The sequence below is a fragment of the Chromobacterium rhizoryzae genome (assembly GCF_020544465.1).
In the GTDB taxonomy this organism is placed as follows: Bacteria; Pseudomonadota; Gammaproteobacteria; order Burkholderiales; family Chromobacteriaceae; genus Chromobacterium.
This window is the reverse complement of sequence record NZ_CP066126.1, coordinates 3,026,193-3,040,339: the sequence shown is the minus strand read 5'-3', so window position 1 is coordinate 3,040,339 and position 14,147 is coordinate 3,026,193. Positions and strand designations below refer to the sequence as shown.

Below are 14,147 nucleotides of genomic sequence, written 5' to 3'. Positions count from 1 at the left end.
GGCAAGGTGGGAAAGTTCCCCGGATTTGCCTTTTTTATAAGCGTAAGAGGCAAGTGGCTAATTGCAAAAGTTTTTTTGGCGTCCGGCCGGGGTTATCCACACAGTTATCCGGCGATTGCTGTGGAAAACCCGGGCCGCCGCCGCCTTCATTCCGCCTGTTCCAAGGCCTCCAGTTCGGTCTGGGCGTCCAGCCAGGCTTCCTCCACTTCGGCCAGGCGGGTCGCCACCTCGCCCTGGCGGCGCACCGCGTCGGCCAGTCGTTGCCGGTTGGCGTCCTCGTAGGCGTCGGCGGAGGCCATGAAGCCGTCCAGTTCGGCTTTCGCCGCGCTGAGCTGGTCCAGTTCCTTTTCCAGCTTGTTCAACTTGTTCTGCAGCGGTTTGCGCAGCAGGGACAGCCGCTGCCGCGCTTCCGCCTCCTGGCGTTTCTGTTCCTTGCGATTCAGGCCCTGGGCGTCTCCGGACGAGGGCTTGCCGGCGTCGGCGAGCAGGGTCAGCCGCCACTGGCGATAATCCTCCAGATCGCCGTCGAAGGGCTGCACCTTGCCGTGGCTGACCAGCCAGAAGATGTCGGTGGTGGCTTCCAGCAGGCTGCGGTCGTGGGACACCACGATCAGCGCGCCGCTGAAATCCTGCAAGGCCATGGTCAGCGCGTGGCGCATTTCCAGGTCCAGGTGGTTAGTGGGTTCGTCCAGCAGCAGCAGATTGGGTTTTTGCCAGACTATCATCGCCAGCGCCAGCCGCGCTTTCTCGCCGCCGGACATCGGGCCCACCGGATCGGTGGCGGCGTCGCCGCGGAAGTTGAAGCCGCCCAGGAAGCTGCGCAACTCCAGTTCGCGCGTGGTGGGCGCCAGTCTTTGCATATGCTGCAGCGGCGTCTCGTCTTCGCGCAGGGTTTCCAGCGTGTGCTGGGCGAAATAGCCTATCTTCAGTGTCTGCGCGTTGACGACTTCGCCCCGCAGCGGCGCAAGGTCGCCGGACAGCAGCTTGACCAGGGTGGATTTGCCAGCGCCGTTGACGCCGAGCAGGCCGATGCGCGCGCCGGCCTCCACCGACAGGTTCAGCCCGCTAAGAATGGCGGCGGAGCCGTAGCCGACGTCGGCCTGTTCCAGCTTCAGCAGCGGATTGGGCAGGTTGTCCGGGCTGTCGAAGTGGAAGTCGAACGGCGAGGCCACGTGGGCCGGCGCGATGCGCTCCAGCTTTTCCAGCGCCTTGACCCGGCTTTGCGCCTGGCGCGCCTTGGACGCCTTGGCCTTGAAGCGGTTGACGAAGGATTCCAGGTGGGCGATCTGGTGCTGCTGCTTTTCGTATTCGCCTTGCTGGCGCGCCAGTTTTTCCGCGCGCATCACTTCGAACTGGCTGTAGTTGCCGGTGTACAGCGTCAGTTCCTGGTTGGCGACTTCAACGATGTGGTCGCAGACGCTGTCCAGGAAGTCGCGGTCGTGGGAAATCATCAGCAGGGTGCCCGGATAGCCTTGCAGCCAGTCTTCCAGCCACAGCACGGTTTCCAGGTCCAGGTGGTTGGTGGGTTCGTCCAGCAGCAGCAGGTCGGAGCGGCACATCAGCGCCTGGGCCAGGTTGAGGCGCATGCGCCAGCCGCCGGAGAAGCTGGCCACCGGCCGTTGCTGGGCGTCCACGTCGAAGCCCAGGCCGGTCAGCAGCTTGCCGGCGCGCGCCGGCGCGGCGTAGGCGTCGATGCGCGCCAGCTCGCCGTGCAGATGGCCGATGGCGTTGCCGTCGTGCCGCTCTTCGGCGTCCAGCAGCCCCTGTTCCAGCTGGCGCAACTCATGGTCGCCGTCCAGCACGTAGTCCAGCGCCGAGCGTTCCAGCGCCGGCGTTTCCTGCGCCACATGGGCGATGGTCCAGTGCGGCGGCAGCAACGCGTCGCCGCTGTCGGCGTGCAATTCGCCCATCAAGAGCGCGAACAGGCTGGATTTGCCGGCGCCGTTGGCGCCGGTGAGGCCGGTCTTGTAGCCGGGGTTGAGCGTCAGGTTGGCGCCTAGCAGCAATTCTTTCAGGCCGCGGCGCAGGTTGAGGTTTTTGAGTTGAATCATAGGAGTCCGAACGGCCGCGCCGGCGTTCGCGGCCGGCGCGGCGCATGGGTGTGGGTCAGGCCGGCGGCAGCGCGCTGAGATCCCAGCGCGGCTTGATCGAGTAACTGCCGGGGGCTTGGGCGTGTTTCAGCCGCATCGCGCCGGCGAAGGCGATCATCGCGCCGTTGTCGGTGCACAGCGCCAGCGGCGGGTAGAAGACTTCGAAGCGGCGCCGGCGCGCGGCCTCGTCCAGCGCGGCGCGCAGCTGCTTGTTGGCGCCGACGCCGCCGGCCACCACCAGCCGCTTCATGCCGCACTGTTTGAGCGCGGCCAGCGATTTCTTGGTCAGCACTTCGACGATGGCTTCCTGGAAGGCGCGGCAGATGTCTTTGCGCGTCTGTTCGTCGATATGGCCGTCGGCGTCCGCCACCTGCTTGCTCAGCGTCAGCACCGCGGTTTTCAGGCCGGAAAAGCTCATGTCCAGATCGCCGGAGTTCAGCATCGGCCGCGGCAGGGTGAAGCGGGCCGGATCGCCTTCCTCGGCCAGCCGCGACAGCAGCGGGCCGCCGGGATAGGGCAGGCCCAGCAGTTTGGCGGTCTTGTCGAAGGCCTCGCCGGCGGCGTCGTCCAGGGTTTCGCCCAGGATTTGGTAGTCGCCGACGCCGCGCACCGCCATCAGCTGCGTGTGGCCGCCGGAAACCAGCAGGGCCAGAAAGGGGAACTCGGGCTTGGGCTCGGCCAGCAGCGGAGACAGCAGATGGCCTTCTAGATGATGGACGCCCAGCACCGGGATGTTCAGGCCGAAGGCCAGCGCGTTGGCCACGCTGGCGCCCACCAGCAGCGCGCCACCTAGGCCGGGGCCCTGGGTGTAGGCGATGGCGTCGAGGTCGGCCAGGGTCTTGCCGGCCTCGGCCAGGCAGGCCTCGGTCAGCGGGATGGCGCGGCGGATGTGGTCGCGGCTGGCCAGCTCGGGGACCACGCCGCCGTATTCGGCGTGCATGGCCATCTGAGTGTGCAGTTGGTGGGCCAGCAGGCCGCCGTCTGTGTCGTACAAAGCGACTCCGGTTTCGTCGCAGGAAGATTCAATACCTAGTACCAGCATGTTTGGGCGCAGCTCGGATATAGCGGGACAATCTTTCTATTTTACCGGTGAATCTTTGTTCGCCCAAATCCGGATGTTAGGCTAGGCCGTTTCGGAATTCCTACTATGAGGAGAGGCGGGGATGAAAGCCAGGTTGAAGTGGGTGGACGGCGTGTGTTTTCTGGGCGAAAGCGGCAGCGGTCACGCGGTGGTGATGGACGGCGCGCCGGAGGGCGGCGGCAGGAATCTGGGGCCGCGGCCCATGGAGCTGTTGCTCTTGGGCACCGCCGGCTGCACCAGCTACGATGTGATCACCATTCTGAAGAAATCGCGGCAGCAGGTCAGCGATTGCTGGGTGGAGATCGAGGCCGAGCGCGCCGAGGAGGAACCCAAGGTGTTCACCCGCATTCATTTCCACTTTGTGGTGAGCGGGCGCGAACTGAAGGCGGACGCGGTGGAGCGGGCGATCAGGCTGTCGGCGGAGAAATACTGTTCCGCCTCCATCATGCTGGGCAAGACCGCCGACATCAGCCACGATTTCGAACTGCGCGACGCCTGAGCGCGTGGCCGACGGCGGGCGGGCCGGCCAGCAGTTCCGCCGCCAGGTTCAGCGCCGCGTCGCAGTCCGGGCGGTGGCGCAGCGGATAGCCCCAGAATTTTTCGAAGCGCGGCGCGAACTCGTCCAGATAGCGCTGTTGATCGGTCAGAGGAGCGATCACGATGGTGCCCCTGATCAGCTGGCGGATTTGCAGCCGGTTGTCCTTGACCCACAGCGCCGCCATCTTGCGGATGATGCGCGCGTGCAGGTCCAGCTCGGTGGGGGCCGGTTCCTTGGCGATGAAGACGAAGGGGCGTTGCTGGAGCAGCAGCTGGTCCAGCGTGGCGAAGATGTCGGTGGGCTGCTGTCCATCCGGGCGGCGGCGATCCAGCCAGACGATGGGAAAGTCTTGAGCGTGGAATTGCATGGCTTTTTTGTAAATGAGAATCAATATCATTGTATCGATAAAAACCCGCTTTGTCATCTCGTCGCGGCCGCGGCGCGGCCTTGAGATTCGCGCCGGCGGTCCCCATCTCCCCCAAAGTCGGCCGCGGGCGCAAAGCTTGGGTTGCCGGGCGTAAGCCGATACAATAGGCGGTTTTGCGCGGCCGCCGAACCCGGGGCCGCCATCGACGAAAAAGGCGCAGGGATGACTACCATCGTGGCGGTAAGAAAGGGCGATCAGATTGCGATCGCCGCGGACAGCCAGACCACTTTTGGCGACGACCAGAAGCTGCTGGCCGGCTATGATTGTTTCCACAACAAGATTTTCCAGCACGGGGACAGCTATCTGGCCATCTCCGGCTCGGCCGCGCACGACCTGGTGCTGCAAGGCGCGCTGAAGGAGTTGAAGAAAAAAGACTTGAGCAGCCGCCAGGGCATTTTCGAGACCTTCCGCAAGCTGCATCCCAAGCTGAAGGACGGTTTCTACCTGCGTCCCGAGGAGGACGAGGAAGATCCGTACGAATCTAGCCAGATGATGGTGGTGATCGCCAACCGTCACGGTATTTTCGGGGTTTACCCCATGCGCGAGATCTATGAGTTTTCCCGCATCTGGGCGATAGGCTCCGGCCGCAAGTTCGCGATGGGCGCGATGTACGCGGTGTACGACCAGGCGCTGAGCGCGCGCGAAATCGCCGAAATCGGCGTGCGCGCCGGCTGCGAATTCGACGTCAGCTCTTCGATGCCGATGACGGTCTATACCGTAGAGCTGGCGGCGGACAAGGAAAAGAAAGACACAGCATGAGCACACAAGACAGATTGCAACGATTTTTGTTTGACGGCGCGCCGGTGCGCGGCGCCTTGGTGCGCCTGGACGGCGCCTGGCAGCAGGTGCTGGCCCGCCGCAGCTACCCGCCGGCCATGAAGAAGATCGTCGGCGAAATGATGGCGGCGGCCGAGCTGATGGCCGCCAACCTCAAGTTCGACGGCGCGCTGATCCTGCAGCTTCACGGCGCCGGCGCCCTGAAGCTGGCGGTGGTGGAGTGCAATAACGACCGCACCATCCGCGCCACCGCCAAGTGGGACGACGGCATTGCCGACGACGCTTCCATCCAGTCCTTGCTGGGTGGGCACGGGCGTTTTGTGGTGACGCTGGAGCCGCGCGTGGACAAGGCGCAAACCTGGCAGGGCATCGTGGCGCTGGAGGGCGACAGCATAGGCGAGATGCTGGAGAACTACATGCTGCGTTCCGAGCAGCTGGAAACCCGGCTGATCCTGGCCTCCAGCGACGAAACCGCCGCCGGCATGCTGTTGCAGAAACTGCCGGAAGGCCATGGCGATCCGGAAGGCTGGGAGCGCATCCAGATGCTGGGCGCCACGCTAAGGGCGGACGAACTGCTGGGCCTGCCGGCCGAGGACGTCCTGCACCGCCTGTTCCACGAGGAAACGGTGCGGGTGTTCGATCAGGAGACGGTGAGCTTCGCCTGCAACTGCAGCCGCGAACGCGTCGGCGACATGCTGAAGATGTTGGGCGGCCAGGAGGTGGGCGAGGTGTTGCTGGAACAGGGCAGCGTGGAAATCGTCTGCGACTACTGCAACCAGCATTACGTTTACGACGAGGACGACGCCAACCGTCTGTTTGATTACGACGTGATCGCCGCCGCGCGCGAGGCCAGGCATTGACGCCTGTCCCTTGGTTGGGCAACAAACTTTATCGAAGCCGCTTGCGCGGCTTTTTTTACGCCCTTTTTTCGGTGAAAAACAGGGTAAAAATACCAATGTTGTAATTATGGTTTAAATTGTGTGTTTTATTTTAAACTGAATTCTCATGACGATGGCTATTCTATATGATTTGAAATGCGCATCTGAATATTGATGCGACATTATTAATGTCTTGGATAGCGTCATGATAAAAACAGCTTCGCTCAGCGGCGTGCGCGCACTGAGTCTTTCCGTGATGGCGGCCGCCTTATTGGCCGGTTGCGTCAGCGATTCCGAAAAAACAGCGGCCAGCCAGCCGGCGCCGCAGGCCAATCTGCCTCAGGCCGGCCACTCCTCGCATTCTCCGGCTTTGTCGGAGAAACCGTCTTATCCGCACGGCCTGCCGCCCGGCGCGCCGGCCGACGGCGCCGGTCCCGGCGCCAAGCCGCAAGGCCCGATGCAGCAGACCGGCGCGCGCCGCGCCAAGGAGGCCGCGGCCGGGCCGCAGTACGCCGCCTGCGAGGAGGCCAAGCTGGGCCAGTTGTCCGGCGCGGCGCTGGCGCGCTATGTCGCCAGCGTGCAGGGCACGTGCATGAATCGCCTGTTCCAGGCGGACGCCTTCAGCTACCGGGTGGTGTCGCCGGCGAATATGCGGGAAGTGGCGGCCGAGGCCCGCGCCCGCGCGCAAAGCTGGGACGGCAAGAGCGCCAACGGCTTGTGGCCGCTGGCGGTGTTCCTGAAAGCCGGCTACTTCACCCAGTACAGCCACGCCGCGGAAGTGGGCGATTACGGCCGTCCGGTGGACGAGCCGGTGATGCAGGCGGTGAGCGCGCTGGCGGAAAACCCGGCGCTGTGGAGCGAGCCGGTGCGCGACGGCAGCGGCGACCACGATGCCTGGTATCTGGCGACCGATCTGCGTCAGTCGGTGGCGGAAACCATGATTCTGGCGGATTCGGTGCGCAAGCAGGAATACGCGCTGCCGCTGCTGCAGCGCTTCTTCGGCCGCTACAACGCCGCGGCTAAGAACAACTGGGCGCGCATCGCGCTGCATCCGATGCAGACCACCCTGTTCAATATGCATTACACCGAGGGCTTCGCAGACAAGGCGGGCGCCGGTCAACTGGACGCGCTGGCGACCAGCCTGGCAGGGCTGACCCGCGCCGGCCAGCCGGCCTTCGCCGACGAACAGATGTATCTGAACACCGTGCGTGAAACCGGCCGCTTCATGCAATACCCGCGCACCGCCAAACTGGCGGAAGACGCGGTGGCCGGCCTGCTGGGCGGGGAGAAGTTCGGCGCTTCGTGGGCGGAAGCGGTGTACGCCTTGAAGAAACTGGGCAAGGTGCCGTGCGAGCGCTACGGCATCTGCCAGGCGGAACAGGAGCTGAAAACGCATCTGTTCCCGCATAGCTGGAGCTTCGACAACGGCAATCTGGTGTTCGAAACCCCGCTGGCGCTGGCCGAAGTGGAGCCGCTGTACTACGCGATGAAGCAGGTGCAGGCGCAATTGGGCCGGGTCAGCGGCATCAGCCAGCCGGTGAACGGCGACACCAACGCCAAATTGCGCATGGTGATCTACGGCAGCAAGACCGCCTACCAGCGCTTCCAGGGCCTGCTCAATGAATTGTCCACCGACAACGGCGGCATTTACATCGAAAAGGACGGCACCTTCTACACCTTCCAGCGCGAAGTGCCGCGCGAGAGCTATCTGAGCCTGGAAGAACTGGTGCGCCACGAGTACGTGCACTATCTGTCCGGCCGCTTTATCCAGCCGGGCATGTGGGGCAGCTCGGACTTCTACCGCGACGACCGCCGCATGGCCTGGTACGACGAGGGCTTCGCCGAATTCATGGCCTGGAGCACGTCGCGCGACGGTATCAAGGTGCGCGGCCACGTGGTGGACGTGGTGGCCAACGGCTGGCCGCAAAGCTATCTGGAACCGTCCCGCATCATGCGTTCCAGCTATAGCGACGGTTGGGACTTCTACAGCCATTCCGCCTTGTGGTTCTACTACCTGAACCAGCAACAGCCGGGCCGCATCGCCGAGATCCTGGCCTCGCTGCGCGCCGACGACGTCAAGCGCTTCGACGCCCTGGTGGCGGAAATGGGCCGCGACGCCGGTCTGGTGCAGGGCTTCCACGATTATGTGGGCCGCCAGGTGGAGGCGCAGCGCGCCGGTCAACTGGGCAATACCTCGACCGAGCGGGGCGTGGACTGGCTGAAACAGGCGGAGTGGCAGGCCGGCGAGATCGGCGCGATCGAGGGCGCGATGCGCCGTCATCTGCCGGTGGCGTGCCGCGTCTGGGCCGACGGCGAACGCAGCGCTCTGCGCCGCTTCGAATGCGACGGCGTCTTGCCCTTGCGCTCCGGCACCGCCACCTTGGCGCGCCAGGAGCTGGACAAGACCCTGGACTCCGCCTTGCAGAACCTGCTGCGCGGCAGCGGCATCAACAATATGATGGCGCTCAACTGCGCGGCCACCGACTACGACTTCAAGGCCAAGCGCGCCGCGCTGCGCTGCGAAGGCCCGCTGGGTCCGGTCGCGTCGCAGCCGTCGCAGCCGGGCGGCGGCGACGCCAAGCTGGGTTTGGCCAAGCTCAGCTATTCCAGCCCTGTGCGCTGCCTGCGCGGCCAGCTGCAAGGCGTGGGCGAGCCGGACGGCTATAGCCTGGTGAGCGGTCCCAAGCTGGGCCGCGCCGTCATGGCCGACCACGGCGCCTTCAACTACCGCCGCGATCAGGACCAGCCGGGCGTGGCCGACCAGATCACCGTGCGCGTGCGCAAGGGCGCGCAAACGCGGGACGTGGTGGTGCAGTTGCTGGCGACGCCGGTGAATATATCGGACGAGGCGTGCTGGGCCCGCGCCGGTTGAGGCGTGTCTGAGGCATGAATGAAAAGAGCCGGGAGATTCCCGGCTCTTTTTGTTTTAGAGCGCTTGAACCTGGCCCGGATCCGGCCGCTCCAGCCACGCCATGAAGGCGTCGCCCAGCCTTTGGCTCTCGGCGGTGGCCTGGCGCCAGACCTGCTGGCGCTGAGCGTCCCGGCCCAGGTAGCGGTGGAAGTCGTTGCGGTCCGGCAGTTTGCCGCCGGGCAGGCGCGCCAGGTAGTCGCGCGACGGCGAGATCAGCACGGTGTTGGCGTGGTGGGCCGGACTGGACCGGCGCCAGGGTAGGAATTTGTCGAACCAGCCGGGCACGATGCGCTCGGTGAAATGAGGGTAGAGCACGATGTCGTCGCCCTGGGCGAAGGGAAAGTCCAAGTGGTAGTCGGTCAGGCCGCCGTCGCGATAAGTGGCCGCCGGCGCGCCCGGCAACTGTACACCGTTGAGCACGCCGGGAATGGCGATGGTGCCCATCAGCGCGGCGTCCAGATTGTCCGCTCCCAGCGGTTGGCACAGCGTAGGGATGTCGTCCGCGGGCTTGAAGCGCAAGTCGCTGCGCGGGTCGTGGCAGATCACCCGGCTGAAGGCGTGGCGCAGCAGGCCGCGGGACACGGCGTTGAGCGCGGCGCTCAGCGCCAGGCCGCCCAGCAGCGCCGCGCGCGCCTCGCTGGCGAGCAGGCCGTGGGAACGCACCAGCAACAGGCTAAGCTGATAGTGAGGGTGATCGATCAGCGCGCCGCGCGCCTCGGGCGGCAGCACCTCGTCCAGCATCAGGCGGGTCTGGCGGGTGATGTCGGCTACGCCGATCTTGGCCGCGTAGGTTTCAGCGGTGTAGCGCTCCGCCAGCCGGGCCAGCGCCTGACGCGGTTCGGCCTGCATCGCGCAGGCGAAGCGCCAGCCGCCGATGGAGGCGCCGACCAGCTCGCGCTGGCGCGGGCTGCGGTTCAGCCATTCGAACACCGCCTGGTCCAGGCCGGTGATGCCTATCGCCTTGGGGCCGCCGGCGGCGCCGGGCAGGGTGGCCACGCTGGCGGCGGGCAGACCCTGGCGTGCCAGCAGCTTGCGGGCGTGCGCGCCGGCCTTGATCACGAGAGGCGGGTAAGGGATATGGATGGCGGGCATGGTGTTTTATTCTGGGCTGGGGTTGGCCAGCGCGGGGCGGTTTTTGGTATCCTGCTGGGTTTCGATATTCATTCGCATCGGGCGGCGCGGCCGCCTTCAGGAGCACAGTCATGATACCCGTAAGCCAACTGGCCGACTATCTGCGCGAGCAGAGCCTGGATCTGGATCGCACCGAGCTGCAGATCGCGGTGCTGACCCTGTCCGCGGTGTTGAACGCGGACAAGCCGGCGGCGCGGCAGGATTTGTACCGCTACCGGGTGCCCAAATTGAGCGAGGACGGCAGTTGCTCCTTGTTCGAGGAACTGGCCGACGAGCCTTACGACCTGGCGCCGCTGTTCGGCGGCGAAAGTCCGGAGGCGACGGCGGCGCTGCGCAATCTGCTGGCGCTGGTGGAGTCGGTGAACCTCAAGGTGGGCGCGGACTGGCTGGGCGTGTATCGCAAGATAGGCAAGGGTCAGCAGGCCAAGCTGGTCAAGCTGGCTTATCAGGGAGTGCCCAGCCGCGCGGAGTTTCCTTTGACCGAGGCCTTCGCCGAGTACAGCAACAACAGCCGGGTGGGCCTGACCGGCTGGGCGGTGCTGATCGAGGACGTCAAAGCCTGGCGCGCGGAGGGCGGCGGCTATTACGAGTGCGATCCCAAGGTGATGAGCGAGGTTTGCCTGCCGGTGCTGGGTCAGGACGACAATGTGCTGGGCATTCTGGACGCCGAGGCGTCCAGCGCCGGTTTCTTCACGCCGGAGCGGCTGGTGTGGCTGGCCGCGCTGGCCATTGTGCTGGCCGAGCCTTTCGCCGCCTTGCCGCTGGCGCTTGAAAATCCGGAAGCCGACCACAGTTAATAAAGATTATCGCGCGCGGATTCAGGCGCGTTCATCAGGTTTAGCGGAGAAACAATGTCATTGCCTGCTGTCGAGCTCAGCGCTGATGAGCCGAGGATGGAGTACATCGCGAGTTGCAAGCTGCCCACCCCCTGGGGTGAGTTCACCATGCATGGTTTTGAGGAAGTGGGGGGGCGCGAGCACGTCGCGCTGACCCTGGGCACGATAGACGACGGCGAGCCGGTGCTGTCGCGCCTGCATTCGGAGTGCCTGACCGGCGACGCGCTGTTTTCGCTGCGCTGCGACTGCGGCTTCCAACTGGAGGCGGCCTTGTCCGCCATCGCCGCCGAAGGCCGCGGCGCCTTGCTGTATCTGCGTCAGGAAGGCCGCGGCATCGGCCTGATCAACAAGATTCGCGCCTACCAGCTGCAGGACGGCGGCGCCGACACCGTGGAAGCCAACGAGCGGCTGGGCTTCCCCGCCGACATGCGCGATTTCCGCATCGCCCGCCACATGCTGGACCAGCTGGGCGTGTCGCGGGTGCGGGTGATGACCAATAATCCGCGCAAGATCGAAACCCTGCGCAATGCCGGCATCGATGTGGTGGAACGGGTGCCGCTGGAAGTGGGGCGCAATCCGCACAACGACCGTTATCTGGACACCAAGGCCAGCAAGCTGGGCCATATGTTGTTCAAGTGAGCGGCCGCGCCGGAACGGCGCCGCCGGGGAGTGCGCGAACGGGAGCCGACAGGCTCCCGTTTTTCATGCCAGCGCCGCGCAGAGCGCTGTCCAGCGGGCGGCCAGCTCGTCCGCCGCCAACGCGGCGGGAAAGGCCAGCCGGCGGCGCGCGGCGGCGATCTCGTAATCGATGCCGTGGCAGTCGGCCCCCAGCAAGCGGACACCGGCGGGCAAGGCGGCGCTCTGCGTCAGCAGCTCCGCCTCTTGTTCCGGCTCCAGCGTCGGGCCGTCCAGCCACTGCTCGGCCTCCAGCCAGCCCATGCGGCCGAAGCCTTCGATATAGCGCAGCCGTTGCGGCTGCAGTCGGTAGAAGGCGAAGTCCAGCTGCAGCCAGTCTTCGGCCTCCGGCTGGTAGCGCAGATGGCGCGCCAGTTCCAGCGGCGTGGGTTGGAAGGCTTCCATATCGCCCAGCAGAGTCAGGCGCGCGCCGCTCTGGCTGGACGCCGCCGCCGGGTCCAGCAAGGCCACGCTGCAGCGCGGATCGGCTTGCAGATTCTTGCTGTGCTCGGCCAGCGCGCTGAGGCAGAGCGTGGGGCGGTGGCGCAGATCGGGCACGCAGGGTATCGGCGTGGCGTAGGGATAGCCGGCCAGTTGAGTGCTGTGGGTGGCCAGGCTGGCGTGGACACAGCGGTGCAGCAGATGGACGGCGGCTGAGGGCGGGATTTTCATGTTTGGTTTCCGGCGCGAGGTGGGCCCATCTTAGCCGGCGCCGCTGCCGGGCGCAAAAAAGCCCCGGAGGACCGGGGCTCAAGGCGAGAGAGCGCTGCTTTAAAAACCGGGGGTCCGCGCGATGAAGGCGTTCAGATTGGCGATGTTCAGGCTGCCCCAGCCGGTGGTGTAGTCCCAGCCCTTGGCGGCGCTGTAAGCGCCGTTGCTGCCGCTGGTGACGTCGTGGTACAGCGCGGGGTTGGCCTTGAAGTATTTGTAGATCGACGGCGCCGGCGAGTGGATGTTGTTGCCGTTGGCCGACTCTATCCGCGCCCAGAAGCCGGTGAACAAGGGCGCCGCCAGACTGGTGCCGCCGATCTGCGAAGTGCCGCCGTTGACCAGGACCAGCGCGCCGCTATTGGGGTCGGCGTCGAAGGAGACGTCGGGCACGCCGCGCTTGGTCTTGGAAATGGTCAGCACGCCGGCGCTGCTTTGCCAGGCCGGAGCGTTTTCGGTGTAGCTGGGGCCGCCGCCGCCGCCGTTCCAGGTGCTTTCCGACAGATACGCGGTCTTGCCGCTGGTGGACAGGGTGGTGCCGCCCACCGCGATCACGTAGGGCGACACCGCCGGATAGCTCTGGCGCGCGGTGCGGCCGCCGCACTCGTAGGAGCCGGAGTCGCCGGTGGACACCGAGAAGGTCTGGCCCTGGGCCACCGCCGCCTGGAAGATCTGGTCGGCGCTGGCGGTCATGCCGTCGCTCTGGGCGCTGGTCTCGCATTCGCCCAGCGAAACGTTGACCACCTTGGCCGTGCCGTCGCTGACCGCGGCGTTGAAGGCGGCGGTGATGTCGGCGTTGGTCATTGACGGCGCCACGTAGAAGTTCATCTGCTGCACCGCGCCGCCGGCGGCGGCGAGGATGTCCTGGCTGTCCAGGTTCCATTCCTCGGTGCCGGAGGTGTCGCTGCTGGGCGTGCCGCTATTGATCACCGAGGTGGCCACCGCGCCGTAGCCTGCGCCGCTGGCGAAGTCCTGCAGATCGCTCAGCGTCTGGCTCAGGTCGCCTTCGGCGATGATGCCGACGGTGGTGTTGCTGGCCGGCGGCAGGCTGTTCGCGTTGTAGATGGACGGGAAGTCGGTGGGAGCGTGGCCGCTGACGCTGGTCGTCTTGAAGGCCTGCGGCGTCGGATGGCGCAGCGCGGTGTGGAATTGATGCACGTTCTGCAGGCCGTGCACCGCCAGCACGATGTCGGCCAGCGCGCCGGGCACCTGGGCGTTGGCGACATTGGCGAAGGCTTGGCGGCCATTGATGTCGTAGCGGTGCAGCGAGGTCTGGAAGCCGGCCTTGACCGTGGCGGCGCTGCCGTCGGCGGTGATCAGCAGCCGGTTGGGCGCCACTTTGATGTTGCGGAAGCCGCTGGCCTGCAAGTGTTTGACCACGGTTTGCGCCTGGGCCTCGGTGGGGGAGAACTGGCTCAGAAACTCGGCCTTGCTCAGGTAGCGCTTGCTGCGGCCTTGAAGGATGTCCTGGGTCAGCGCGTCCAGCTGCGCCTTGTTGCGCACTTTCAGCGCCACCGCGACGTGGACGCTCTGGCCGGCGGCGACTTCGCCGCTGTCTTGCGCCTGCGGGGTCAGCGTCTGTACCGGGTGAGCCAGGGTGTTGGTGGATTGCCAGTTGAGGTTTGCTGCTTGCGCCGCGATGCTGAAGAAAGCGGCGGACACCAGTGCGGCCGTGTATTGCTTGGCAAACATTCACTTCTCCTCTGAAGAAGTACCGCGCGGGCCTGCGCTTGGGCAGGGCCCTTGGACCGGGCTTGTAGTCGCTCGACGGCGCGCCTTTGGTCCAGGTTGGTTGCCCTTGGTGCGGAAGGGCTGCTCCCGATGGGGAACGCTGAATGTGTAATCCCAAATCTCAATCGATGACAAGTAAATTGTTGATCAGCGTCGAATCTGTATGCAAAACGCAAAAAAATGACAATGGCAATGCATTTTTCTAATTGGTTTAATGAGTATGCCTGATGGTTTGCGGCTTGCGTTCTGGGTCTATTCAAGACCTGGCGCGCAAGATAGGGGTAAGCGGGGAAGCGCTTTGCTCATGAGCGGCATGAGTATTTCGAAGAGTCGCCGCCATGGCCGCAAACGCTTTGTCTGGCGC

The 14,147-nt window shown here is 65.4% G+C and carries 12 protein-coding genes; 6 read left to right on the top strand and 6 right to left on the bottom strand.

The features are described 5' to 3' along the window. Positions 1-146: 146 nt before the first annotated feature. Positions 147-2,051: an ATP-binding cassette domain-containing protein gene (locus JC616_RS13625; RefSeq protein WP_227103608.1), complete on the bottom strand. Its 1,905-nt coding sequence runs from the start codon at positions 2,049-2,051 to the stop codon at positions 147-149. 55 nt (positions 2,052-2,106) lie between these two features. Beyond that, positions 2,107-3,132: a tRNA (adenosine(37)-N6)-threonylcarbamoyltransferase complex transferase subunit TsaD gene (tsaD, locus tag JC616_RS13620; protein ID WP_227103606.1), complete on the bottom strand. Its 1,026-nt coding sequence runs from the start codon at positions 3,130-3,132 to the stop codon at positions 2,107-2,109. A gap of 121 nt (positions 3,133-3,253) precedes the next feature. On the opposite strand from tsaD, the gene JC616_RS13615 reads away from it, so the two are divergent. After that, positions 3,254-3,670, top strand: coding sequence for an OsmC family protein (locus tag JC616_RS13615; protein ID WP_107798743.1), 417 nt, complete (start codon positions 3,254-3,256; stop codon positions 3,668-3,670). Here JC616_RS13615 and JC616_RS13610 read toward each other — a convergent pair. After that, positions 3,639-4,076: a hypothetical protein gene (locus tag JC616_RS13610; protein WP_146176588.1), complete on the bottom strand. Its 438-nt coding sequence runs from the start codon at positions 4,074-4,076 to the stop codon at positions 3,639-3,641. The genes JC616_RS13615 and JC616_RS13610 overlap by 32 nt on opposite strands. A 222-nt stretch (positions 4,077-4,298) precedes the next feature. On the opposite strand from JC616_RS13610, the gene JC616_RS13605 reads away from it, so the two are divergent. The 3 genes from JC616_RS13605 to JC616_RS13595 all read left to right on the top strand — a co-directional run bounded on the left by JC616_RS13605 (position 4,299) and on the right by JC616_RS13595 (position 8,663). Then, positions 4,299-4,895 carry an Ntn hydrolase family protein gene (locus tag JC616_RS13605; RefSeq protein ID WP_107798745.1) on the top strand — a complete coding sequence of 199 codons (597 nt, stop codon included), beginning with the start codon at positions 4,299-4,301 and terminating at the stop codon, positions 4,893-4,895. Further along, positions 4,892-5,773: an Hsp33 family molecular chaperone HslO gene (hslO, locus tag JC616_RS13600; protein ID WP_107798746.1), complete on the top strand. Its 882-nt coding sequence runs from the start codon at positions 4,892-4,894 to the stop codon at positions 5,771-5,773. The genes JC616_RS13605 and hslO overlap by 4 nt, the downstream gene beginning before the upstream one ends. Before the next feature lie 223 nt (positions 5,774-5,996). Beyond that, positions 5,997-8,663, top strand: a complete 2,667-nt coding sequence (locus JC616_RS13595) for a collagenase (protein WP_227103604.1) — start codon at positions 5,997-5,999, stop codon at positions 8,661-8,663. Positions 8,664-8,717: 54 nt separating this feature from the next. On the opposite strand, the gene JC616_RS13590 is transcribed toward JC616_RS13595, so the two are convergent. Further along, positions 8,718-9,794 (bottom strand): hypothetical protein, encoded by a 1,077-nt coding sequence (locus JC616_RS13590; protein ID WP_227103602.1) that lies wholly within the window; start codon positions 9,792-9,794, stop codon positions 8,718-8,720. Positions 9,795-9,904: 110 nt separating this feature from the next. Between JC616_RS13590 and JC616_RS13585 the strand changes: the two genes are divergently transcribed. Together JC616_RS13585 and ribA are read left to right on the top strand one after the other, a co-directional pair. Beyond that, positions 9,905-10,630 carry a GAF domain-containing protein gene (locus JC616_RS13585; protein ID WP_227103600.1) on the top strand — a complete coding sequence of 242 codons (726 nt, stop codon included), beginning with the start codon at positions 9,905-9,907 and terminating at the stop codon, positions 10,628-10,630. Positions 10,631-10,726: 96 nt separating this feature from the next. Next, complete coding sequence (gene ribA / locus JC616_RS13580) at positions 10,727-11,308, top strand: GTP cyclohydrolase II (protein WP_107798750.1); 582 nt, start codon at positions 10,727-10,729, stop codon at positions 11,306-11,308. A 63-nt stretch (positions 11,309-11,371) separates the two neighbouring features. Here ribA and JC616_RS13575 read toward each other — a convergent pair whose 3' ends face one another. Both JC616_RS13575 and JC616_RS13570 read right to left on the bottom strand, forming a co-directional pair. Beyond that, positions 11,372-12,016, bottom strand: a complete 645-nt coding sequence (locus JC616_RS13575; RefSeq protein ID WP_227103598.1) for a HugZ family pyridoxamine 5'-phosphate oxidase — start codon at positions 12,014-12,016, stop codon at positions 11,372-11,374. 99 nt (positions 12,017-12,115) lie between these two features. After that, positions 12,116-13,744, bottom strand: a complete 1,629-nt coding sequence (locus tag JC616_RS13570; protein ID WP_107798752.1) for a S53 family peptidase — start codon at positions 13,742-13,744, stop codon at positions 12,116-12,118. Positions 13,745-14,147: the final 403 nt, after the last annotated feature.